19 protein-coding genes and 1 other RNA gene are annotated in these 21,358 nt (G+C 67.2%); 8 read left to right on the top strand and 12 right to left on the bottom strand.

Translation table 11 applies throughout. The annotated features are described in order from the left end of the window. Window positions 1–41 precede the first annotated feature (41 nt). Window positions 42–608 (top strand): glycine zipper 2TM domain-containing protein, encoded by a 567-nt coding sequence (locus C0099_RS03710; protein WP_102246197.1) that lies wholly within the window; start codon window positions 42–44, stop codon window positions 606–608. Window positions 609–639: 31 nt separating this feature from the next. On the opposite strand, the gene C0099_RS03705 is transcribed toward C0099_RS03710, so the two are convergent. The 8 genes from C0099_RS03705 to dnaX all read right to left on the bottom strand — a co-directional run bounded on the left by C0099_RS03705 (window position 640) and on the right by dnaX (window position 7,409). Then, complete coding sequence (locus tag C0099_RS03705) at window positions 640–1,125, bottom strand: ClpXP protease specificity-enhancing factor (RefSeq protein ID WP_102246196.1); 486 nt, start codon at window positions 1,123–1,125, stop codon at window positions 640–642. Between the two features lie 41 nt (window positions 1,126–1,166). Then, complete coding sequence (locus tag C0099_RS03700) at window positions 1,167–1,763, bottom strand: glutathione S-transferase N-terminal domain-containing protein (protein WP_102246195.1); 597 nt, start codon at window positions 1,761–1,763, stop codon at window positions 1,167–1,169. 103 nt (window positions 1,764–1,866) lie between these two features. Then, a complete protein-coding gene (locus C0099_RS03695) occupies window positions 1,867–2,595 on the bottom strand; it encodes a cytochrome c1 (protein ID WP_102246194.1) in 729 nt (242 codons plus the stop codon). Beyond that, window positions 2,592–3,860, bottom strand: a complete 1,269-nt coding sequence (locus tag C0099_RS03690; RefSeq protein ID WP_102246193.1) for a cytochrome b — start codon at window positions 3,858–3,860, stop codon at window positions 2,592–2,594. Before C0099_RS03690 ends, C0099_RS03695 begins: the two co-directional genes overlap by 4 nt. A gap of 3 nt (window positions 3,861–3,863) precedes the next feature. Next, complete coding sequence (petA, locus tag C0099_RS03685; protein WP_102246192.1) at window positions 3,864–4,436, bottom strand: ubiquinol-cytochrome c reductase iron-sulfur subunit; 573 nt, start codon at window positions 4,434–4,436, stop codon at window positions 3,864–3,866. A 130-nt stretch (window positions 4,437–4,566) separates the two neighbouring features. After that, entirely contained in the window at window positions 4,567–5,154 is a 588-nt protein-coding gene (gene recR / locus C0099_RS03680; protein WP_102246191.1) for a recombination mediator RecR, read from the bottom strand. A gap of 94 nt (window positions 5,155–5,248) precedes the next feature. Beyond that, window positions 5,249–5,572, bottom strand: coding sequence for a YbaB/EbfC family nucleoid-associated protein (locus C0099_RS03675; RefSeq protein WP_102246190.1), 324 nt, complete (start codon window positions 5,570–5,572; stop codon window positions 5,249–5,251). A 28-nt stretch (window positions 5,573–5,600) separates the two neighbouring features. Then, the gene (gene dnaX / locus C0099_RS03670) at window positions 5,601–7,409 is read right to left on the bottom strand and encodes a DNA polymerase III subunit gamma/tau (RefSeq protein WP_102246189.1); all 1,809 of its coding nucleotides are present in this window, start codon (window positions 7,407–7,409) and stop codon (window positions 5,601–5,603) included. A gap of 283 nt (window positions 7,410–7,692) precedes the next feature. On the opposite strand from dnaX, the gene katG reads away from it, so the two are divergent. The 3 genes from katG (at window position 7,693) to C0099_RS03655 (ending at window position 12,335) form a co-directional block, all read left to right on the top strand. After that, window positions 7,693–9,846 carry a catalase/peroxidase HPI gene (gene katG, locus C0099_RS03665; RefSeq protein WP_102246188.1) on the top strand — a complete coding sequence of 718 codons (2,154 nt, stop codon included), beginning with the start codon at window positions 7,693–7,695 and terminating at the stop codon, window positions 9,844–9,846. 231 nt (window positions 9,847–10,077) lie between these two features. After that, window positions 10,078–11,292, top strand: a complete 1,215-nt coding sequence (gene cfa / locus C0099_RS03660; RefSeq protein ID WP_102246187.1) for a cyclopropane fatty acyl phospholipid synthase — start codon at window positions 10,078–10,080, stop codon at window positions 11,290–11,292. A gap of 155 nt (window positions 11,293–11,447) precedes the next feature. Then, window positions 11,448–12,335: a ZIP family metal transporter gene (locus tag C0099_RS03655; protein ID WP_102246186.1), complete on the top strand. Its 888-nt coding sequence runs from the start codon at window positions 11,448–11,450 to the stop codon at window positions 12,333–12,335. Between the two features lie 51 nt (window positions 12,336–12,386). On the opposite strand, the gene ffs is transcribed toward C0099_RS03655, so the two are convergent. The 4 genes from ffs to C0099_RS03635 form a co-directional block, all read right to left on the bottom strand. After that, window positions 12,387–12,485: signal recognition particle sRNA small type (gene ffs / locus C0099_RS03650), an RNA gene on the bottom strand. A gap of 32 nt (window positions 12,486–12,517) precedes the next feature. Next, on the bottom strand, window positions 12,518–13,657 hold the full coding sequence (locus C0099_RS03645; protein WP_102246185.1) for an ABC transporter permease: 1,140 nt from the start codon (window positions 13,655–13,657) through the stop codon (window positions 12,518–12,520). A 2-nt stretch (window positions 13,658–13,659) separates the two neighbouring features. Further along, entirely contained in the window at window positions 13,660–16,371 is a 2,712-nt protein-coding gene (gene rbbA, locus C0099_RS03640; protein ID WP_164084872.1) for a ribosome-associated ATPase/putative transporter RbbA, read from the bottom strand. Further along, window positions 16,368–17,447 (bottom strand): HlyD family secretion protein, encoded by a 1,080-nt coding sequence (locus C0099_RS03635; protein ID WP_102246183.1) that lies wholly within the window; start codon window positions 17,445–17,447, stop codon window positions 16,368–16,370. The genes rbbA and C0099_RS03635 overlap by 4 nt, the downstream gene beginning before the upstream one ends. A gap of 197 nt (window positions 17,448–17,644) precedes the next feature. On the opposite strand from C0099_RS03635, the gene C0099_RS03630 reads away from it, so the two are divergent. From C0099_RS03630 to C0099_RS03615, 4 genes are read left to right on the top strand one after another with little or no spacing between them, the layout of a single operon-like run. Further along, window positions 17,645–18,784 carry an MlaE family ABC transporter permease gene (locus C0099_RS03630; protein ID WP_102246182.1) on the top strand — a complete coding sequence of 380 codons (1,140 nt, stop codon included), beginning with the start codon at window positions 17,645–17,647 and terminating at the stop codon, window positions 18,782–18,784. Beyond that, window positions 18,781–19,566: an ABC transporter ATP-binding protein gene (locus tag C0099_RS03625; RefSeq protein ID WP_228151642.1), complete on the top strand. Its 786-nt coding sequence runs from the start codon at window positions 18,781–18,783 to the stop codon at window positions 19,564–19,566. The genes C0099_RS03630 and C0099_RS03625 overlap by 4 nt, the downstream gene beginning before the upstream one ends. Next, window positions 19,567–20,466 carry an MlaD family protein gene (locus C0099_RS03620; protein WP_102246181.1) on the top strand — a complete coding sequence of 300 codons (900 nt, stop codon included), beginning with the start codon at window positions 19,567–19,569 and terminating at the stop codon, window positions 20,464–20,466. After that, a complete protein-coding gene (locus tag C0099_RS03615) occupies window positions 20,463–21,083 on the top strand; it encodes an ABC-type transport auxiliary lipoprotein family protein (RefSeq protein WP_102246180.1) in 621 nt (206 codons plus the stop codon). Before C0099_RS03620 ends, C0099_RS03615 begins: the two co-directional genes overlap by 4 nt. Window positions 21,084–21,358: the final 275 nt, after the last annotated feature.

The following is a 21,358-nucleotide window of genomic DNA, read 5'->3' as shown; positions in this document are numbered from 1 at the left end:
AACTGCTAGATTGGGAGTGTGTCCTCCATCAGGAGCAAACGATGAAGTCTCGAGCACTGCGCAATCTGGCCGTCGGCGGCGCACTTGCCTGCCTCATGGCCACCAGCTTCGCGGCCCCGCCACCCCATGCGCCGGCGCATGGCTGGCGCGCCAAGAACGATCCGGCCTATGCCGGCTACACCGGCCACCGCTGGGAACGCGATTACGGCATTCTCGGCGGACGTTGCGATCGTTCAGGCGTCGCCGCGGTACTCGGAGCGGCGGTCGGGGGGGTTGTCGGCAGCCAGGTCGGCGACGGTGACGGGCGACGCATCGCGATTCTCGCCGGCACGGTGATCGGCGCCATCGTCGGTGCCGAGATCGGGCGGCGCATGGACCGCGCCGACGAGGCCTGCATCGCGCACGGGCTGGAACTGGCGCGTGATCATCAGCCGGTGCGCTGGGATGCGCCGGGCGGCCTGCACTACACCCTCACCCCGCTCGGGCCGCACCGCGACCGCCCGGAATGCCGCGTGTTCTCGCTGGATATCGAAGGCACGCGACGCGAGAGCGCGCGTGGCGTGGGCTGCCGTCAGAACGACGGCAACTGGACATTGCGGGGGCTGTGACGCGCGCCGCCCGCCCCGCTACCGTCCAGGCTTACTTGATCACCTTCAGATGGCCGCCACGACCACCCTTGGGCGGCTCGTCCGGCGATGTGTCGTCGTCGCCGGAAGCGGATTCGACCGGTGCGTCATCGGCAGGGGTTCCGTCATCGACGGTTTCGTCGCCCGCTTCGTCATCGCCTTCGGGGTTGAGCTCGAAGGCCACGCCCTGCGTGAAGGCCAGACCCCTGCCGTTCTCGCGCGCATAGATCGCCAGCAGGTTGGCGTACGGAATCCAGATGTCGTGGGGCGCGCCGCCGAAGCGCGCCTGAAAGCCGATACCGTCGTTGTCGATGGACAGTCGATGGGTGGCGTCCGGATCGAGGTTGAGCACGATCTGGCCGTCGCGCGCGTAGCCCGGGGGCACCAGCACGTCGCCGTCGACATGCACCACGACGTAGGGCGTGAGCCCCTCGTCGAGACACCATTCATTGATCGCGCGGACCAGATACGGACGGGTGGAAAGAGTCGAGGATGTCATGCAGCTCGCGCGGCGACGTGGCGCCGCCGCGCTCTCCGTAATCAGCGGCGCATTACCTTCTCGGAGGGCGTGAGCGCGTCGATGAAGCCCTGGCGGCTGAAGATGCGCTCGGCGTACTTCATGATGCCGGCGGCGGTCTTGGGCAGTTCGATGCCGTAATGCTCGAGACGCCACAGCAGCGGCGCGATGGCCACATCCAGCATCGAGAAGTCGTCGCCGAGCATGAATTTCTGCTTGGCGAACGCCGGTGCGAACTGCACCAGTTCGTCACGCACCGCGGCGCGCGCCTTCTCGGCGGCCTTCTGCCCCTTCTCGAGCGCCTCGATATGGGCGAACAGCTCCTGCTCGAAGTGGTGCAGCAGTTGCCGCGCACGCGCGCGCAGGATGGGGTCGGGCGGCATCAGTTGCGGATGCGGAAAGCGCTCGTCGATGTACTCGTTGATGATGTTCGGCTCGTACAGGATCAGGTCGCGGTCGACGAGCACCGGCACGCGGTTGTAGGGGTTGATCACCGCGATGTCTTCGGGCTTGTTGTAGAGATCAACGTCGATTACCTCGAAGTCCATCCCCTTCTCGTAGAGCACGATCCGGCAGCGGTGACTGAACGGGTCGGTCGTGCCGGAATACAGGGTCATCATGTCCGTGAAACTCCAGATTCGGAAAACAAAGCGCACCACGCGGGCTTCGCGTGGTGCGTCACATCGGGCCTCGGGCGCCGCGCAGGGCGGCACGGGGCTGTGATCAGTGGATGTCTTTCCAGTAGTTCTTTTTCAGTGCGTAGGCGATGCCGGTGAACACGACCAGGAAAATCAGCACGAACACGCCGATGGTCTCGCGCTTCTCGGCGCCAGGCTCGCCCATCCACACCATGAAAGACACCAGGTCGGCCACGGCGCGATCATACTCGGCTGCGTCCATGCGCCCGGGCTTGTCGAGTACCAGCTTGCCGTCTGTCAGCACCTGCTCGCCCTGCAATTCCCACAGTACATGGGGCATGCCGACGTTCTCGAAGACCAGGTTGTTCCAGCCGGTCGGACGGTTCGGGTCGCGATAGAACTGGCGCAGATAGGTGTACAGCCAGTCCGCGCCGGAGCCGTCGCCCGAGTTACGCTGCCGCGCCACCAGCGACAGATCGGGCGGCGTCGCACCGAACCACTCCTTGGACTCCTTGGGACGCATGGCGATCGTCATCAGGTCGCCGACGCGCTCGCCCGCGAACATCAGGTTGTCGCGGATCTGGTCTTCGGTCAGGCCAATCTCGGTGAGCTTGTTGTAGCGTACGAAGCTTGCCGAGTGGCAGTTCAGACAGTAATTCACGAACAGCTTGGCGCCATGCTGCAGCGTGGCCGGATCCATGCTGACCGGAGCGCGATCGAGGTCCACCGAGGCCGGAGCGGCGACGGCCAGCGCCGGGGCGACGATCACGGCCAGCATCAGCCGCTTGAGGGTCTTGAACATGCGGAGTCTCATTTGAAGGTCACCCTTTCCGGTTCCGGTTTGCACTTGTCGATCTTCGTGTACCACGGCATCAGCAGGAAGAACGCGAAGTACAGCACCGAGCAGATCTGCGCGGCCAGCGTGCGACCCGGCGTCGGGGCGAGCACACCCAGGTAGCCGAGGATGAAGAAGGAAACGATGAAGATCGCCAGCGCGCTCTTGTAGATCGGGCCGCGATAGCGGATCGACTTCGCCGGGCTGCGGTCGAGCCACGGCAGGAAGGCGATGATGACCACTGACGCGCCCATCGCGACCACGCCCCAGAACTTGGCGTCGAGACCGAACAGCGGATAGGTGACCGCGCGCAGCACCGAGTAGAACGGCGTGAAGTACCACACCGGCGCGATGTGCGACGGCGTCTTCAGCGGATCGGACGGAATGAAGTTGTTGTACTCGAGGAAGTAACCCCCGCCTTCCGGATAGAAGAACAGGACGATCGAGAAGAAGAACAGGAAGACGCCGACGCCGACGATGTCCTTGACCGTGTAGTACGGATGGAACGGGATGCCGTCGAGCGGAATGCCGTTGGCGTCCTTCTTCTTCTTGATCTCGACCCCGTCCGGGTTGTTCGAACCGACTTCGTGCAGCGCGATGATGTGCGCAGCGACCAGGCCGATGAGCACCAGCGGCACGGCGATGACGTGCAGCGCGAAGAAGCGGTTGAGCGTCGCATCACCGATGACGAAGTCGCCACGGATCACCGTCGACAGGTCCGGCCCGATGATGGGGATCGCCGAGAACAGGTTGATGATGACCTGCGCGCCCCAGAACGACATCTGCCCCCATGGCAGCAGATAGCCCATGAAGGCCTCGGCCATCAGACACAGGAAGATCAGCACACCGAAGATCCACAGCAGTTCGCGCGGCTTGCGGTAGGAGCCGTAGATCATCGCGCGGAACATGTGCAGATACACGACGACGAAGAAGGCCGAGGCGCCGGTCGAGTGCATGTAGCGGATCAGCCAGCCGCCGGGCACCTCGCGCATGATGTACTCGACGCTGGCGAAGGCCACCGGGATGCCGGCCGCGTTGAGCGAGGCGTCCGGCTTGTAGTGCATGACCAGGAAGATGCCGGTCACGATCTGGATCACCAGCACCAGCAGCGCGAGCGAACCGAAGAAGTACCAGAAGTTGAAGTTCTTCGGCGCGTAGTACTCGGACAGGTGCGCCTTGTAGGTCGACGTCAGCGGAAAGCGCTCGTCGATCCAGTTCAGCAGAGCCTGGGATTTCGTCGTCATTGCTTAGGCCTCGTCTTCGCCCACGAGAATCGTGGTGTCGGACAGATACATGTGGGGAGGAACCTCGAGGTTGTCCGGAGCGGGCATGCTCGCGTAGACGCGGCCGGCCAGATCGAACAGCGAACCGTGGCACGGGCACAGGAAGCCGCCCGGCCAGTCGGCGCTCATGCCACTCTCCGCCCCCATCTTGAACTTCTCCGATGGCGAACAGCCCAGATGCGTACAGATGCCGACCGTGACGAGGTACTCCTCCTTGATCGAACGGTGCTGGTTCTGAGCGTACGGAGGCTGCATCGGCTTTTCCGATTCCGGATCGCTGACCTTCTCGTCGGTCTTCTGCAGCGAGGCGATCATCTCGGGCGTGCGGCGCAGGATCCACACCGGCTTGCCTCGCCACTCGACGGTCATCATCTCGCCGGGGGCGAGCTGGCTGATGTCGGCCTCGACCGGAGCACCGGCTGCCTTGGCACGGTCCGACGGCGTCAGGCTCGCGACGAACGGCACTGCCGCCGCAACCGCGCCAGCGCCCCCGACCACCGACGTCGCAACCAGCAGGTTGCGGCGACTGTTGTCCATCTTCTCTTCCACGCTCTTGGCCTCTCAAGAAGGAATGCAAGATTCCGGTTCAAAAAAACTTTCGCATTATAGGGGAAAACCGCAGCCCTTAAAAAGCCCGAAAGCTGCGCCACCCCATCCGGCGCGCCGTCTACAGCGACTTGCGGTCGATCAGGGCCTGGGCGACCGTGCCTGCATCGACGTGTTCGAGCTCGCCGCCGACCGGCACGCCGCGCGAGATGCGCGACACGCGCACGCCGCGCGCATCGAGCAGTTCCGCGATCATATGCGCCGTGGCCTCACCCTCGTTGGTGAAGTTGGTGGCAAGAATCACCTCGCGCACCTGGCCGTCGCTGGCGCGCGCGATCAGCTTCTCCAGCCCGAGTTCGCGCGGACCGATGCCGTCGAGCGGCGACAGCCTCCCCATCAGTACATAGTACAGGCCCGGGTACGCATGGGTCTGCTCGATCACCGACAGGTCGGCCGGCATCTCCACCACGCACAGCAAACTGCGATCGTGACGCGGGTCAGCGCAGCGCCCGCACACCGCCTGCTCGGTAAAGTTGTTGCAGCGCTCACAGTGGCGCAGGTTCGCCAGCGCCTCGGATAGAGCCGCCGACAGACGCGCGGCGCCCGGCTGGTCGCGCTGCAGCAGATGATAGGCCATGCGCTGCGCGGACTTCGGCCCGACACCGGGCAGGCAGCGCAGCGCTTCGATCAGGGTGTCGAGACGGGACATTGCGCGCTTTGCAGATCAGGCAAGCGCGCTCGCGCGCCTCTGACAGCGTCGGTCGACGTCAGAAGGGCGCTACCCGTCTGGCCAGGGGTCGGGTTCAAAACGGCAGCTTCATGCCCGGCGGCAGGTTCATGCCGGCGGTCATGCCGGACATCTTCTCCTGCGTGGTCGTCTCGACCCGGCGTACCGCGTCGTTGACGGCCGCAGCGACCAGATCCTCGAGCATCTCCTTGTCGTCCATCACCGATTCATCGATGGTGACGCGACGCACGTCGTGCTTGCAGGTCATCACCACCTTGACCATGCCGGCGCCGGACTGGCCCTCGACCTCGATGCTGGCGAGCTGCTCCTGCATCTTCTTCATGTCTTCCTGCATCTGCTGGGCCTGCTTCATGAGCCCGGCGATTCCGCCCTTCATCATTTGCTTGTTCTCCGCGACAGGGATGGATTCAAAGAGGTCTGACCGATTCTTCGACGAAACGCGCGTCAAAGCGTTCGATGATTTCGCCGACGAACGGGTCGCGTTCGAGCGCGGCGACCGCGGCGACGTGGCGCGCCTGCCGCTCGGCGCTCTCGCGCTGGGCCGGCGTCTCGCCCTCGATGGCGCCGACTTCGACGCGCACGCGCAGCTTGCGCCCGGCGCGTTCCGATACGAGTTCCCCGAGGCGGTCGACGAGCGCCGCATGGACCTCGATCAGGTGTTTGTGGGTATTGGCCAGGCGCAAATCGAGCCGATCGTCGGCGAAACCGACCCACTCGCAGTGCTGGCACAGTTCGCGCACCAGCCCTCCCGGCGCGAGTACGCGCTGCACCGCATGCCAGTCGCCAGCCGCCAGCGCCGCCTCGAGCGCCCCGGCGACATCGTTGCTGCGGTTCGCATGCTTGACGCTGTCATCTTCGGGCGCATCACTGGCGAAACGCTCCTCCGCCGACACCGGCCGATCGTCGGGCGAGGCCGGCGGCACATCTTCCCACGGCGGCGCTTCTTCGGGGGCGCCGTCGGCCGTCGGCCGGTTCACGGGCGCCGTCGCTTCAGGCTCGGTGCGCGCCGGCACGGCCGCAACCGGGGGTGCCGCAACTGCCGGCTTCACCGGCGAAGCCGCCTCGGGCAGCGGGCGGGCACGCCCGGCCCCGCCGTCGCCGACGCCCGGCAGCGGGCCGTCGAGCGCGGGCGGCTGCTCGGGCCGAAAGGCGGCCAGGCGGAGCAGCGTCATCGTGAAGCCGGTGGCCTCATCGGGCGCCATCGTCAGTTCGCTGCGTCCGTGGATCGCGATCTGATAGGCCAGCTGCACGAACTCGGCATCGAAGCGCGCCGCATGTTCGGCCAGGCGCGCACGCTCGGCCTCGTCGGCAATCGCGCCCGGCGCCATCTGCACCAGCGCGATGCGCTGGAACAACGAGGCGAGCGACTGCAGGCCGGCGTCGAAGGACAGGCTGCGCGCCTCCATCGCGTCGGCCAGCGTGACCATGCGCGTCGTGTCGCCGGCCGCCAGCGCGTCGAGCAGTTCGAACAGGTGGTCGTCACCGACCGTGCCGAGCATGCGCGACACGCCCTCTTCCTCGAGCCGGCCGGCGCCATGGGCGATGGCTTGATCGAGCAGCGACAACGCGTCACGCATCGAACCGCTGGCCGCGCGCGCCAGATGCGCCAGCGCGGGCGGCTCGAACTCGATGCCCTCTTCCCCGAGGATGTGCCCGAGGTGCTCGACGATGGCGCCCGGCGACATCTGCTTGAGGTTGAACTGCAGGCAGCGCGAGAGCACCGTGACCGGAATCTTCTGCGGGTCGGTGGTGGCGAGAATGAACTTGACGTGCTCCGGCGGCTCTTCGAGGGTCTTGAGCATGGCGTTGAAGGCATGGCCGGTGAGCATGTGCACTTCGTCGATCATGTACACCTTGTAGCGCCCCTGCACCGGCGCATACACGGCGCGGTCGAGCAGCGCGGCCATGTCGTCGACGCCGCGGTTGGAAGCGGCGTCCATTTCGACGTAGTCGGGAAAGCGGTCGGCGTCGATGGCGCGGCAGGCCTCGCACTGCCCGCAGGGCTCGGGCGTGACGCCGCTCTCGCAGTTGAGCGCCTTGGCGAGGATGCGGCTGATGGTGGTCTTGCCCACGCCGCGCGTGCCGGTAAACAGCCAGGCGTGGTGCAGGCGGCCGGTCGCGAGCGCGTGACTGAGGGCACGCACGACGTGATCCTGCCCCACCAGCGTGGCGAAGGACAGCGGGCGCCATTTGCGCGCGAGGACCTGATAGCTCATGGCGTCGGATTCTAGCAGGGGCGCCTCGAACTCCGGTGAGCCTTCGCTAGGCTCGATAACAAATAACAATCAAAGATATTCACACCATCGATTAGCTCTATGAATCTTCCCGACCTATGCTTGATTTGTTGGGGAACCGGTAGCGAGCGCGGCCGGCCAAAGTCATTGACGATGAAACCCGACTGCAATGCGGCATTCGCTATGCTGTATGCCGTACTCGCGGAAATCGCCGAGACAGCCTGAGCGGCTCCCGCCGACTCCGGGCAAACAAGGAGGAGCAACCATGAGCAAGTGTCCAGTAATGCACGGTAGCAACACCGAGGTCGCCCGTTCAGTGACCGACTGGTGGCCAAAGACGCTGAATCTCGACATCCTGCACCAGCACGACACCAAGACCAATCCGCTGGGCAAGGACTTCGACTACCGCGAGGAAGTGAAGAAACTCGACTACGCCGCGCTCAAGAAGGATCTCACCGACCTGATGACCGACAGCCAGGATTGGTGGCCGGCCGACTGGGGCCACTACGGCGGCCTGATGATCCGCATGGCCTGGCATGCCGCGGGCACCTACCGCATGGCCGACGGCCGTGGCGGCGGCGGCACCGGCAACCAGCGCTTCGCCCCGATCAATTCCTGGCCCGACAACGCCAACCTCGACAAGGCCCGCCGCCTGTTGTGGCCGATCAAGAAGAAGTATGGCAACAAGCTCTCGTGGGCCGACCTGATCATCCTCGCCGGCAACGTCGCGTATGAATCCATGGGCCTCAAGACCTATGGCTTCGCCTTCGGCCGAGAGGACATCTGGCACCCCGAGAAGGACACCTACTGGGGTTCCGAGAAGGAATGGCTGGCGCCCACCGACAACCCCCAAAGCCGATACTCCGGCCAGCGCGACCTCAAGAACCCGCTCGCCGCCGTGATGATGGGCCTGATCTACGTCAACCCGCAGGGCGTGGACGGCAACCCCGACCCCCTCAAGACCGCCGAAGACGTGCGCGTGACCTTCAAGCGCATGGCCATGGATGACGAGGAAACCGCCGCGCTGACCGTGGGCGGCCACACGGTCGGCAAGTGCCACGGCAACGGCGACGCCGAGTTGCTCGGCCCCGAGCCGGAAGCGGCAGACGTCGAGGAACAGGGGCTGGGCTGGAGCAACCACACCAAGCGCGGCATCGGCCACGATGCGGTCACCAGCGGCCTGGAAGGTGCGTGGACCACCAACCCGACGAAGTGGGACAACGGCTATCTGTACCTGCTGCTCAACTACGAGTGGGAGTCCAAGAAGAGCCCGGCCGGCGCGTGGCAGTGGGAGCCGATCAACATCAAGGAAGAAGACAAGCCGGTCGATTCCGAGGATCCGTCCATCCGTCACAACCCGATCATGACCGACGCGGACATGGCGATGAAGATGGATCCGGCCTACCGCAAGATCATCGAGCGCTTCTACAAGGATCCGGACTATCTCGCCGAGACCTTCGCCCGCGCCTGGTTCAAGCTGACCCACCGCGACATGGGCCCCAAGGTGCGCTACATCGGCCCCGAAGTGCCGGCCGAAGAGCTCATCTGGCAGGATCCCGTACCCACCGGCAACAAGAGCTACGACGTCGATGCCGTCAAGGCGAAGATCGCCGCGGCCGGCCTGAGCCAGTCCGAGATGATCTGTACCGCCTGGGACAGCGCGCGCACCTTCCGCGGCTCCGACATGCGCGGCGGCGCCAACGGCGCACGCATCCGTCTGGCCCCGCAGAAGGACTGGGCCGGCAACGAGCCGCAGCGTCTGGCCAAGGTGCTGGCCGCGTACGAGAAGATCGCCGCTGAGACCGGCGCCAGCGTGGCCGACGTGATCGTGCTCGGCGGCAACGTCGGACTCGAGCAGGCCATCAAGGCGGCCGGCTTCAACGTGCCGGTGCCGTTCGCACCGGGCCGCGGCGACGCCAGCGCCGAGCAGACCGATGCCGAGTCCTTCGAAGTGCTCGAGCCGCTGCACGACGGCTTCCGCAACTGGCTCAAGGAGGACGACTACATCCCGGCACCCGAGGAGATGCTGCTCGATCGTTCGCAACTGATGGGTCTGACCGCACCCGAGATGACGGTACTGCTCGGCGGCATGCGCGTGCTCGGCACCAACCACGGCGGCAGCAAGCACGGGGTGTTCACCGATCGTGTCGGCGCGCTGACGAACGACTTCTTCGTCAATCTCACCGACATGGCCTACAAGTGGGAGCCGACCGGCAGGAACCTCTACGAGTTGCGTGACCGCAAGACGGGTACCGCGAAGTGGACGGCCACCCGCGTCGATCTGGTGTTCGGCTCCAACTCCATCCTGCGTGCCTACGCCGAGGTATACGCCCAGGACGACAGCAAGGAGAAGTTCGTGCGCGACTTCGTCGCCGCCTGGACCAAGGTCATGAACGCCGACCGCTTCGACCTGGAGTAATCCCGCTGCACGGGCCACCCGGCCCGTCATTGCCCCCGCCCCGCACCGGTTTCGGCCGGCCGGGGCGTTTTCTTGCGCGCCCCCGTGCACACTGCGCACGACACCCGGGTTTACCCGGCCCATCCAATCTGGCTATAGTTCGACCCAGCAAGATGCCTGCCGCAAAGACGCGGCAGACGCGAGCCCCGGCCCGCCGTGGCCTCTCACCTGCACCAGGAGAAGAGGAAAACGATGGAACAGGCAAGCAGTGCAGAAACCTCGCAACGCCGCCCGGCCCGCTCCGGCCTGGGCTCGCGCATCCCGCCCCATGTGCCCGCCGCGCCGCGCCGCAAGAGTCGTCTTGCACTGGACGCCGTCGCGGATCTGCTCGCCGAGGCGGACGTACGCATCGACGGCGACCGCCCCTGGGACCTGCGCTTCCATCATCCCGACACGGCCGAGCGCATCCTCGCGCGCGGCAGCCTCGGTCTGGGCCAAAGCTACATGGATGGCTGGTGGGATTGCGACCGGCTCGACGAATTCTTCGCGCGCGTACTCGCCGCCCAACTCGACGAGAAGGTAGCCAACACCGCGCTGATCGTCGCCGGACTGCGCGCGCGTCTGTTCAACCTGCAGAACATGCGCCGCGCCTGGCAAGTCGGGCAGGAACACTACGACATCGGCAACGACTTCTTCGAGGCCATGCTCGACCCGCACATGGCCTACACCTGCGGCTACTGGGCCGAGGCGCAGACACTAGAGGAGGCGCAGACTGCCAAGCTCGACCTGATCTGCCGCAAGCTCGGCCTGGCACCCGGCATGACGCTGCTCGACATCGGCTGCGGCTGGGGCAGCCTGATGCGTTACGCCGCACGTGAGTACGGCGCGCGCTGTTCCGGCGTGACGATTTCCAGGGAACAGGCGGACTACGGCGCTGCCCTGTGCGAAGGCCTGCCGGTCGACTTCCTGCTCAAGGACTACCGCGAACTCGACGGCAGCTTCGACCGCATCGCCTCGGTGGGCATGTTCGAGCATGTCGGCCAGAAGAACTACCGCACCTATTTCGAGACCGCGCGCCGCGTGCTCGCCGACGACGGTCTGTTCGTGCTGCACACCATCGGCAAGAACCGTCGCGGCGTGCCCACCGACCCGTGGATCGAACGCTACATCTTTCCCAACGGCGCGCTGCCGTCCATGGGGGAGATTGCCGACACCGCCGAGGAGTTCTTCGTCGTAGAGGACGTACACAACTTCGGCGCCGACTACGACCGCACGCTGATGGCCTGGCACGCCAACTTCGAGGCCGCCTGGCCGCGCTTCGCCGAACGTTACGGCGAGCGTTTCTACCGCATGTGGCGCTACTACCTGCTCGCCTGCGCCGGCACCTTCCGTGCCCGCACCACACAGCTGTGGCAGTTCGTCCTCTCGCCCAAGGGCACGCCGGGCGGCTATCGCTGCCCACGCTGAGCGCACCACGCAATCACGCGCATGGGCCGCCCGCGGGCGGCCTCCTTTTTGCCTGACTCATACACTCAAGCTATGCGGAACTTTCCCTCGTTCAATTGGAACTATTGCTCATGAAGCCCGATACTTGAATGCAGAAATGACGGGAGGAAGCTGAAATGGTCACCAAAGTCGCACGCATGCACTACCGGCGCGCCGGCCTGCCCGGCTTCCTGCGCGCGCTCGGCGGCTGGGCGATCGCTCTGGCCGGCCTGGTCTTGCTGGCGATTCAGCTCCACGCGCAATTCGGCACCCTGCCCGCCGGCGTGCGCCACGCCATCGCCGGCGGCACCATGGCCGCCGCCGCCACCGCCCTGGGCGCGCTGCCGGTACTGGTCATGCGGAACATCGCGGTCGGAACTCAGGGCGCACTGCTCGGTTTCGGCGCGGGCGTGATGCTCGCCGCCAGCGTGTTCTCGCTGCTGCTGCCCGGCTTCGATGCGGCGATCGCGCGCGGCGCCGGCGACAGCGGCGCGGCGCTGACCGTCGCCGCCGGTCTGACGATCGGCGCGGCGCTGTTGCTGGCGCTCGACCGCAGCCTGCCCCACACCCACCAGCCGGGGCACGAACGCAGCGTCGCGGCCGTGTGGCTGTTCGTGTTCGCGATCGCCGTGCACAACATCCCGGAAGGTCTGGCGATCGGCGTTGCCGCGGGCGAGGCCGGTAGCGGCCGGGCGGTGGCCACCGGCATCTCGCTGCAGAACGTGCCCGAAGGGCTGATCATCGCGATCGCCCTGCTCACCGCAGGCTATGGCCGCGGGCTGGCCTTCGGCGTGGCGGTGCTGTCCGGACTGGTCGAGCCGCTCGCCGCGATCGTCGGTTCCATGATGGTCGCGGTATCGGCCGCCCTGCTGCCCTGGGGCCTGGCTGCGGCAGCCGGCGCAATGCTCTTCGTGGTGAGCCACGAGATCATTCCGGAATCGCACCGGCGCGGCCACGAAACCCTGGCCACCGCCGGCCTGCTGATCGGCTTCGTCACGATGATGCTGCTCGACACGCTGCTCTGAGCGCAAACGCAAAACGGGCGTCGCGCAATGCGACGCCCGTTACATGTTCAGGGTGGCGAGCCTGACCCCCGGCACTCGCAGGTTACAGCTGTGGCTGCTGCCTTCCGGCCCTGACCAGGTTCACCGCTCTGCAATGCGGGGAGACCCGCCACAGAGCGTATTGTATCAGCAACCGGCACCGCTCACCCTTGCATCTCGCCGATCATGCGGCGCAGCCGGTGATGGGACAGCGCCAGGAATACGGCGCCGATCAGCGCCACCATTGCGAACTCGGGCCACACCACCTCCGGCCCGGCGCCGCGGAACAGGATGGATTGCCCCATGGCCACATAGTGGGTGGTGGGTGCGAGAGACATCAGATGGTAGATGAGATCCGGCATGCTCTCGCGCGGCGTCAGCGAGCCGGACAGGATCTGCAGCGGCAGCAGCACGAGGATGGCCATCAGGCCGAACTGCGGCATGCTGCGCGCGATGGTCCCCATGAAGATGCCGATCGACGCCGCCGCGAACAGGTACAGCAGCGTGCCGACCGCGAACAGGGCGATGGAGCCCGCCACCGCGATGCCCAACACGCCCTGCACCACGACGTACAGCGAGGCGGTGGAGGCCACCAGCACCACCACCCCCATGGCCCAGATCTTGGACAGCATGATCTCCAGCGGCGTCACCGGCATCACCAGCAGGTGCTCGATGGTGCCGTGCTCGCGCTCGCGGATCAGCGCCGCGCCGGTGAGCAGGATGCCGAGCATGGTGACGTTGTTGATGATGGCGGTGATGGCGGCGAACCACGCCGCCTCCAGATTGGGGTTGAACATCGCGCGCGGCACCAGCTCCACCGGCTGCACAGGCGGCGCACGCAGGCGCTGGACGTGGGCGCGCACCTCGTCATTGATGATGTTCTGGATGTAGCCGGCGCCGGTCTGCGCCTGGCTCTGGCGCGTGGCGTCGACGTTGAGCTGCAGCGCCGGGCTGCGGCCGGCCATCACGTCGCGCTGGAAGTTCGGCGGGATGTTGAGCACGAAGGTATAGCGCCCGGCGTCCATGCCGCGATCCATGTCGGCCAGATCGACCCGCTCCGGCGTGATGAATTGCGGCGGATGCAGCGCCGCGATGATGCGCGTGGACAGCTGCGAGCGATCCTCGTCCACCACCGCGATGGCGGCGCGATTGAGGGTTTCGGGGCGCTCGCGCGTCTCCGCCACCACCGACACCGTGAACATGAACACGATCAGGAACAGCATTGCCGCGTCGCGCGACAGGCTGCGGAACTCCTTGATGCCCAGCGTCCAGGTGTTGCGCAGAAAGGTCGATTCGACGCGCATCCTCATCTCCCCTGCTTCTTCAGCAACAGTACCGACAACCCGGTGAGCACCGGAATCGCCAGCAACAGCGGCAGGAAGGAGCCACCCAGATCGGCAAAGCCCAGCGCCTTGGAGAAGGTACCGCTGGTGATGGTGAGGAAATGCGTGGTCGGGTACACCGCACCCACCACCGCCGCGAAGCCTTCGAGCGAGGACACCGGGTCGAGCAACCCGGAGAACTGCACCGCCGGCAGCAGCGTGCCGATGGCGGTGCCGGCAATCGCAGCGACCTGGCTGTTCATCAGTGTCGACATCAACAGCCCCAGCCCCGTGGTGGCGGTGACATACAGCAGCGCGCCGACGGTGAGGGTGAGCAGACTGCCCTTGAACGGCACCTGGAACAGCGCGATGGCGATGACGAACATCACGGCGAAGTTGAACATCGACAGCGCGATGTAGGGCAGCTGCTTGCCGAGCAGGAATTCGAGCTTGCTCACCGGCGTGGTGTACACATTGACGATGGAGCCCAGCTCCTTCTCGCGCACCACGCCCAGCGCGGTGAGCATGGCCGGGATGAACACCAGCATCAGCGGGATCATCAGCGGCGCCATCGCCACCAGACTGCGCAGCTCCGGGTTGTAGCGGAAGCGCGTTTCCACCGTGGCCGGCGCGGTAGCGGTGATGCCGGCCTCGGCCATCACCTCGGCCAGCGTCTGCGCATGCACGCCCAGCACGTAGCCGCGCGCGATCTCGGCACGCATCGGCATCGAGCCGTCCAGCCACACCGCGATCTCGGGCGTTGCGCCGCGCGCCAGATCACGCCCGAAGCCGGGCGGAATCTCCACCGCCATGGCGAGCTTGCCGGCCCGCATGCGCGCGTCCAGATCGGCATGGCTGAGCAGCTCCGGCTGCTCCAGGAAGTAGCGCGAGCCGGCAATGCGCAGCGTGTACCCCTGGCTCGCCACGCTGCGGTCGTGGTCGAGCACGGCAAAGTGCAGGTCTTCCACGTCCATGTTGATGCCGTAACCCATCACCAGCATCAGGATCACGCTGCCGAGCATGGCCAGTGTGAGGCGGATGGGGTCGCGCCGCAGCTCGGTGGATTCACGTGCGGCAAAGCTCAGCAGCCGCGCCAGCGAGAAGCGCGGCGGGCGCGCGGGCGGCGCCTCGACCGCCGGCGGTGGCGTGCGCTGCGCTTCGACGGGGGTGCCGGCGGCTTCCTCCAGATAGCCGACGAAGGCATCGTCCAGCGTGTCCGCGCCGCGTCGCGCCATCAGCGCAGCCGGCGTGTCGGTGGCCAGCACACGGCCGGCGTGCATCAGCGAGATGCGGTCGCAGCGCTGCGCCTCGTTCATGAAGTGGGTGGTGATGAAGATGGTCACGCCGTCGCGCCGCGAGAGCTCGACGATCAGTTCCCAGAAGCCGTCGCGCGCCACCGGGTCGACGCCCGATGTCGGCTCGTCGAGGATCAGCACGTCGGGCCGGTGCAGCACCGCCACCGCCAGTTGCAGGCGCTGGCGCATACCCAGCGGCAGCGCGTCGGGCTGGGTGTCCATCACCGCATCCAGGCCGAAGCGCCGGGTCAGCGCCTCGATGCGCTCGGCAGCCTCGTCGCCCGGCAGGTCGAACAGCCGCGCGTGCAGGTCGAGGTTCTGGCGCACCGTCAGCTCGCCGTACAGCGAAAAGGACTGCGACAGATAGCCCACGCGGCGGCGCGTCTCCAGATTCTTCGCGTCGAGCTTGCGTCCCAGCAGCCGCGCCTCGCCGGCCGAGGGCTCGAGCAGGCCGGTGAGCATCTTCATGGTGGTCGACTTGCCGCAGCCGTTGGAGCCGAGGAAGCCGAATATCTCGCCGCGCCGCACGTCGAGATTTACGTCGTCCACCGCCACGAAGTCGCCGAAGCGCATCTGCAGCCCGCGCGAGGAGATCACCACCTCGCCGGCCTCCATCGGCGGAATCACCACCTCGCGGTGGCCGCGCCGGCGCTCTTGCGGCAGCAGCGCCAGAAAGGCGCCTTCCAGCGTGTCGCGCCCGCCTTGCGAGCGCAATTGCTCCGGCGTGCCGGTGGCCAGCACGCGGCCGGCGTCCACCGCCACCAGCCAGTCGAAGTCCTCGGCCTCCTCCATGTAGGCGGTGGCAATGAGCACGCTCATGCCGAGGCGCGCGGCACGGATGCGCGCGATCAGGCGCCAGAACTGGCGCCGCGAGAGCGGATCGACACCGGTGGTCGGCTCGTCGAGGATCAGCAGGTCGGGGTCGTGGACCAGCGCGCAGCACAGGCCGAGCTTCTGCTTCATGCCGCCGGAGAGCTTGCGCGTGGGACGATCGGCAAATTCGCTCAGGCCGGTCGCTGCGAGCAGCTCATCGATGCGCCGCGCGCGCTCCTCGGCCGACTGGCCGAACAGCCGGCCGAAGAAGTCGATGTTCTCGAACACCGACAGCGTCGGATACAGGTTCTTGCCCAGCCCCTGCGGCATGTAGGCAATGCGCGGACACACCGCGCGCCGGTGCGCGGCATCCGCAATGTCGCCGCCCAGCACTTCGATGCGCCCCTGCTGCAGTTGCCGCGCACCGGCGATCAGGCCCAGCCAGGTGGATTTGCCCACGCCGTCCGGCCCGATGAAACCGACCATGCAGCCGGCCGGAATCTCCAGACTCACGCCATCGGCCGCCGCCACCGCGCCGTAACGCTGCGTGACGTCGGCGAGCCGCGCCACCGGCGGCACGGCACTCACGGCAGGCGCACCTGCAGCGCCGCCGGCCACTCCGCCTCACCATCCAGACGCACATGGGCCATGCCAGGCAGGCCGGTCTTGACCTGCTCGGGGTACTTCGCCAGCAGTTCGGGGTCGATGCGCGCCTTGACGCGGAACACCATCTTCTGGCGCTCGCTCTGCGTCTCGACGGTCTTGGGCGTGAACTGCGCGACGCTGGCAACGAAACTGACGGAAGCCGGAATCACGAAGTCCGGCGCGGCGTCGAGCACGATGCGCGCCTCGCTACCGATGGCCACGCGGCCGGCCACCGTTTCGGGCAGGAAGAAGGTCATGTACACGTCACCGATGTCGACCAGGCTCACCACCTTGCCGCCACCGGCAATGACCTCGCCCGGCTGCACGATGCGGTACTGTACGCGGCCGGCGCGCGGCGCCCGCAGTTCGGCGTCCTCCAGCTCGCTTTGCAGGCGCGCCACCACCGCCTCGGTGGCGGCAATCGCCGCATCGCCCTGCTCCACCTGCGCCTCGGCCGCCCGCACCGCTGCCTGAGCCGCCGCGATCTTCGCCGCGGCCACGCGAACGTTTGCCTGAGCCGTTCGAACACGTGCCGCCGCGTCGTCGGCCTGCTGCGCGGAAGTTGCCTTCTGCTTGAGCAGCCTTTGCAGGCGCTCGCTGGTGCGCCGCGCCACGTCGAACTCGGCCTCGGCCTGGATCAGCACCGACTCGGACATCGCCACATCGGCCACGCGCTGCGCCACCAGCGCCAGCGCGGTTTCACGCGCGCTGCGGGCATTGGCCACCTCGGCGCGCGCCTGCGCCAGCTGCGCCAGCAAAGACTGCACGTCCATGCGCGCCACGACCTGCCCTTCGGCGACGAAGTCCCCCTCGTTGACCAGGATCTCCGCCACCCGTCCGGCCACCTTGGCAGCGACATCGACCTCGGTGGCCTCGACGCGCCCGTTTCCACGCACGAAGCGCTCGTCGTCCGCCACCGGTCGCAGCCACCACGTGCCCGCCGCGACGATCGCCACAACAATCCCTGCAATCCACCACGTCCTGCCTGCTGCTGCGCGCACTTCGCTCTCCCGGCCCATGCTTCGAAGCACCATTATCCCCGACGGCGGCAGCACGGGTGTGACGATCGGCGCCGGCCGCAAACCCGGTGCGGTTGCACCTGCGCGGCGTTGATGGTTCGATACGGGCATTGCGTCGAAGCCTCGCCGCGACACGTTCCCGAACCGACGCATGCATCAGGCGAGTCCATGCCCCTTGATCCGTTCCACACAGCACGATGATCGCCGCAGCTGACGCGCCCGGCACGTCCGAGATCGTGCCATCGGCCGACGGACCGATCCTGCGCATCGCGGGCGCCTGGACGCTGCCGCACTGCCGTGCACTCGCTGCTCACGTAGCGGCTTTGCGGGAACGCGATGGGGACATCGCCGCCGTCGATGCCTCGGGCTTGTCGGGTCTCGACACCGCCGGCGCCGGCCTGCTGTGCACACTGCTGAGCGACCAGCAACTCGAAACCGTCCTCGCCGCGCAAGCCCCGGAACGGCAGGCGCTGCTGCGCACCGTGCGCGAAGCGCACCAACGTATCGACCCGAGCGCGCAGACTCCCGACGGCTACATGCCTGGCGACATCCTGGAGCACATCGGACGCACGACAGTCGCGTTCCGCGACCACCTCGTGGGCGTGTGCGGCCTGCTCGGACTGACGCTGGAGACCTTCGCGCGCACACTGTTCCGGCCCGGACGCTGGCGCATGACGTCCTTCGTCGCACATCTGGAGCGCACCGGCCTGGACGCGCTGCCCATCGTCGCGCTGCTGACCTTTCTGGTTGGCGCCGTCGTGGCCTTTCTCGGCGCGACGGTGCTGACCGGTTTCGGCGCCAGCATCTACACCGTCGATCTGGTCGCCTACTCCTTCCTGCGCGAATTCGGCGTGCTGCTCGCGGCGATTCTCGTCGCCGGGCGCACCTCGAGCGCGTTCGCCGCGCAGATCGGCTCGATGCGGGCCAACGAAGAGGTCGACGCGATTCGCGTGCTGGGCCTGTCACCGGTCGAGCTGCTGGTGCTGCCGCGCGTGCTCGCCTTGCTCGTCGCACTGCCGATACTCGCCTTCGTCGCGATGATCTCGGGACTGGCCGGCGGGATGATCGTGTGCGCGCTCAAGCTCGACATCTCGCCGAGCATGTTCCTGTCGGTGATCGAAACCAACGTCGCGCTGCGCCACTTTCTCATCGGCATGGCCAAGGCCCCGGTGTTCGCCTTTCTGATCGCGGTGATCGGCTGCAACGAGGGCTTTCGCGCCGGCGGCAGCGCACAGTCGGTGGGCGAGCACACCACCTCGGCCGTGGTGCAGTCGATCTTCGTGGTCATCGTGGTCGACGCGATCGCCGCACTGTTCTGCATGGAGATGGGCTGGTGAGCGCGCCGGACAACGTCGTCGAGGTACGCGGCCTGGTCACGCGCTTCGGCAGCCTCGTGGTGCATGAGGGGCTGGACCTCGATGTGCGGCACGGCGAGATCCTCGGCGTGGTCGGCGGCTCGGGCACCGGCAAGTCGGTACTGTTGCGCACCATCCTCGGCCTGCAGAAACCGGCGGGCGGCAGCGTGCGCGTGTTCGGCGAGGATCTGGCCACGCTGGCGCCGCGCGAGCGCAGCCGCGTCGAACGACGCTTCGGCGTGCTGTTCCAGCGTGGTGCGCTGTTCTCGTCGCTGACGGTGGCCGAGAACGTCGTCCTGCCGCTGGTCGAACATGCCGGACTCACGCGCGACGAGGCGGCGCCGCTGGCCGCGCTCAAGATCGCGCTGGCCGGCCTGCCGGCCGACGCCGGCGCGCGCCTGCCGGCCGAGCTGTCCGGCGGCATGGTCAAACGCGCCGCGCTGGCGCGCGCGCTGGCGCTCGATCCGGATATCCTGTTCCTCGACGAGCCCACCGCCGGGCTGGACCCGATCGGCGCGGCCGCCTTCGACCGGCTGATCGCGACGCTGCGCGACGCCCTCGGCCTGACGGTATTCGTGGTCACACATGATCTGGACACGCTGTACGCAATCACCGATCGTGTCGCGGTACTCGCGCGCCGCCGTGTCATCCTGAACGCGGATCTGGCCACCGTCGCGCAAAGCGACGACGCCTGGGTACGCGACTATTTCCGCGGCCCGCGTGGCCGCGCCGCGGCCACCGCATCCGTCACGGAGGGCAACTGAATGGAAACCCGTGCGCATCACGTGCTGATCGGCCTGTTTACGCTGGCCGCGGCCATCGGCGCGCTGCTGTTCGCGCTGTGGCTGGGCCAGAGCGGCGCCGAGCGCGACCAGGCATTCTACGACATCGCCTTCCACGAGCCGGTCACGGGCCTGTCGCGCGGCAGCACGGTGGAGTTCAACGGCATCCGCATCGGCGATGTCGCCAGCTTGCGGCTCGACCCTGCCGACCCGCGCCGCGTCTTCGCACGCGTGCGCATCGACCCGAGTGCGCCGATGCGCGACGACACCCAGGCGCGCCTGGTGCCCGCGGGCATCACCGGGCTGTCGATCATCCGGCTCACCAGCGGCGACGACCCGTCCAGCCAGCCGCTGCCGGCGAGCGAGGGCGAGATCCCCGTGATCGTCGCTACGCCCTCGCCGCTGAGCCGGTTGCTGGCCGACGGCGAGGATGTGATGCTCAACGTCAACGAACTGCTGATCCGCGCGCGCGAAGCCCTGTCGCCGCAGACCGTCGACGACCTGTCCGCGACCCTGCACAACCTGCGACTGGTGAGCGACTCGCTGGCCGGACGCCGCGACGAGCTGGCCACGATGCTCGACGACGCCAACCGCCTGATCGCATCGACCCACCGACTGGTCGACGGGGAACTGGGCGACACGCTGGCCAGCGCGTCGCGGGCGATGAACGCGGTCGAGCGCACGGTCGGCGAAATCGAATCCATCGTGCGTGACAACCGCGGCAATGTCGAAGGGGGTCTGCGCGGACTGGCCGACATCGGCCCGGCCATGGCCGAGTTGCGTGCAACGCTGGCCTCGCTGCGCACCATCACCCGTCAGCTCGAGGACAGTCCGCGCGACTATCTGCTCGGCCGCCAGCCCACCCGGGAGTTCCAGCCATGAAGCGCCGCCTCGTCCTCGCCGCCCTGTCACTGGCCGCACTGCTGCCCGCCTGCTCGATACTGCCGGAGCGCGAAGCGGTCGACGTCTATCTGCTGCCCGGTGCGATCGATCACGCCGCGGCACCCGCCGGCCCGCAGATCGACGTCTCGCTGCGCGTGCTGCGCCCGGTCAGCGGTTCGCGCATCGCCGGGCGACGCATCGTCGTGATCCCCGACGACCGGCTGGTGAGCGTCTACCAGGGCGCGGCCTGGACCGACCCGGCTCCGGTACTGATGCGCGAACGCATCGTCGACGCGCTGCTGGCCGGACAGCGCTTCGCCTCGGTCAGCACCGACGAACGCAGTCTGTTCGCGGATTTCGAACTCGACACCGAACTGCGCGCCTTCCAGAGCGAATATCGCAATGGTCGTCCCGAGGCGGTGATCCGCATCGATGTCCGCCTGGCGCAGGGCAACACCCGGCACATCGTCGCCGGCCAGCGCTTCGAGGCGCGCGAGCGTGCTGCCGGCACCGCGGTGGCCGATGTCGTGGACGCCATGGGGCGCGCAGCCGACCGCATCGCGCTGGAGATCGCCCGCTGGTCGGCCGGGCACGCCTCCCAGATCCCGCCGCGCTGAACACCCCGACGATCCTTCATGGTGCATCGCAGGGTGCGCACGACCCGAAGCGGTGCGCGCACCTTGCATGAAATGCTGACCGGGTCGGACGATTGTCCCCTTGGCCACACCCTTTGCCTGCACTTGCGGGCCTGACGACCGCCCCTCGCGACCGTCTCCGGATGGTGCGCACCGCCATGGGCTGGCACGGTGCTTGCATAGATCCGAATCAGGGATGCCCGACGCAGCGTCGCGAAACCGCGGCATCCACAAGAATCCGTCATCCCAAAGCAGCC

The sequence above is a fragment of the Pseudazoarcus pumilus genome (assembly GCF_002872475.1).
GTDB lineage: Bacteria > Pseudomonadota > Gammaproteobacteria > Burkholderiales > Rhodocyclaceae > Pseudazoarcus > Pseudazoarcus pumilus.
This window is presented reverse-complemented; position numbering and strand designations above follow the sequence as displayed.

Coding starts and splice junctions, on each gene's coding strand:
- C0099_RS03675 (WP_102246190.1), bottom strand. CDS start 5,572: ATGATGAAGGGCGGAATCGCCGGGCTCATGAAGCAGGCCCAGCAGATG.
- dnaX (WP_102246189.1), bottom strand. CDS start 7,409: ATGAGCTATCAGGTCCTCGCGCGCAAATGGCGCCCGCTGTCCTTCGCC.
- C0099_RS03620 (WP_102246181.1), top strand. CDS start 19,567: ATGGAAACCCGTGCGCATCACGTGCTGATCGGCCTGTTTACGCTGGCC.
- petA (WP_102246192.1), bottom strand. CDS start 4,436: ATGGACAACAGTCGCCGCAACCTGCTGGTTGCGACGTCGGTGGTCGGG.
- cfa (WP_102246187.1), top strand. CDS start 10,078: ATGGAACAGGCAAGCAGTGCAGAAACCTCGCAACGCCGCCCGGCCCGC.
- C0099_RS03645 (WP_102246185.1), bottom strand. CDS start 13,657: ATGCGCGTCGAATCGACCTTTCTGCGCAACACCTGGACGCTGGGCATC.
- C0099_RS03710 (WP_102246197.1), top strand. CDS start 42: ATGAAGTCTCGAGCACTGCGCAATCTGGCCGTCGGCGGCGCACTTGCC.
- C0099_RS03655 (WP_102246186.1), top strand. CDS start 11,448: ATGGTCACCAAAGTCGCACGCATGCACTACCGGCGCGCCGGCCTGCCC.
- C0099_RS03615 (WP_102246180.1), top strand. CDS start 20,463: ATGAAGCGCCGCCTCGTCCTCGCCGCCCTGTCACTGGCCGCACTGCTG.
- recR (WP_102246191.1), bottom strand. CDS start 5,154: ATGTCCCGTCTCGACACCCTGATCGAAGCGCTGCGCTGCCTGCCCGGT.
- C0099_RS03635 (WP_102246183.1), bottom strand. CDS start 17,447: ATGGGCCGGGAGAGCGAAGTGCGCGCAGCAGCAGGCAGGACGTGGTGG.
- katG (WP_102246188.1), top strand. CDS start 7,693: ATGAGCAAGTGTCCAGTAATGCACGGTAGCAACACCGAGGTCGCCCGT.
- C0099_RS03700 (WP_102246195.1), bottom strand. CDS start 1,763: ATGATGACCCTGTATTCCGGCACGACCGACCCGTTCAGTCACCGCTGC.
- C0099_RS03630 (WP_102246182.1), top strand. CDS start 17,645: ATGATCGCCGCAGCTGACGCGCCCGGCACGTCCGAGATCGTGCCATCG.
- C0099_RS03705 (WP_102246196.1), bottom strand. CDS start 1,125: ATGACATCCTCGACTCTTTCCACCCGTCCGTATCTGGTCCGCGCGATC.
- C0099_RS03690 (WP_102246193.1), bottom strand. CDS start 3,860: ATGACGACGAAATCCCAGGCTCTGCTGAACTGGATCGACGAGCGCTTT.
- C0099_RS03695 (WP_102246194.1), bottom strand. CDS start 2,595: ATGAGACTCCGCATGTTCAAGACCCTCAAGCGGCTGATGCTGGCCGTG.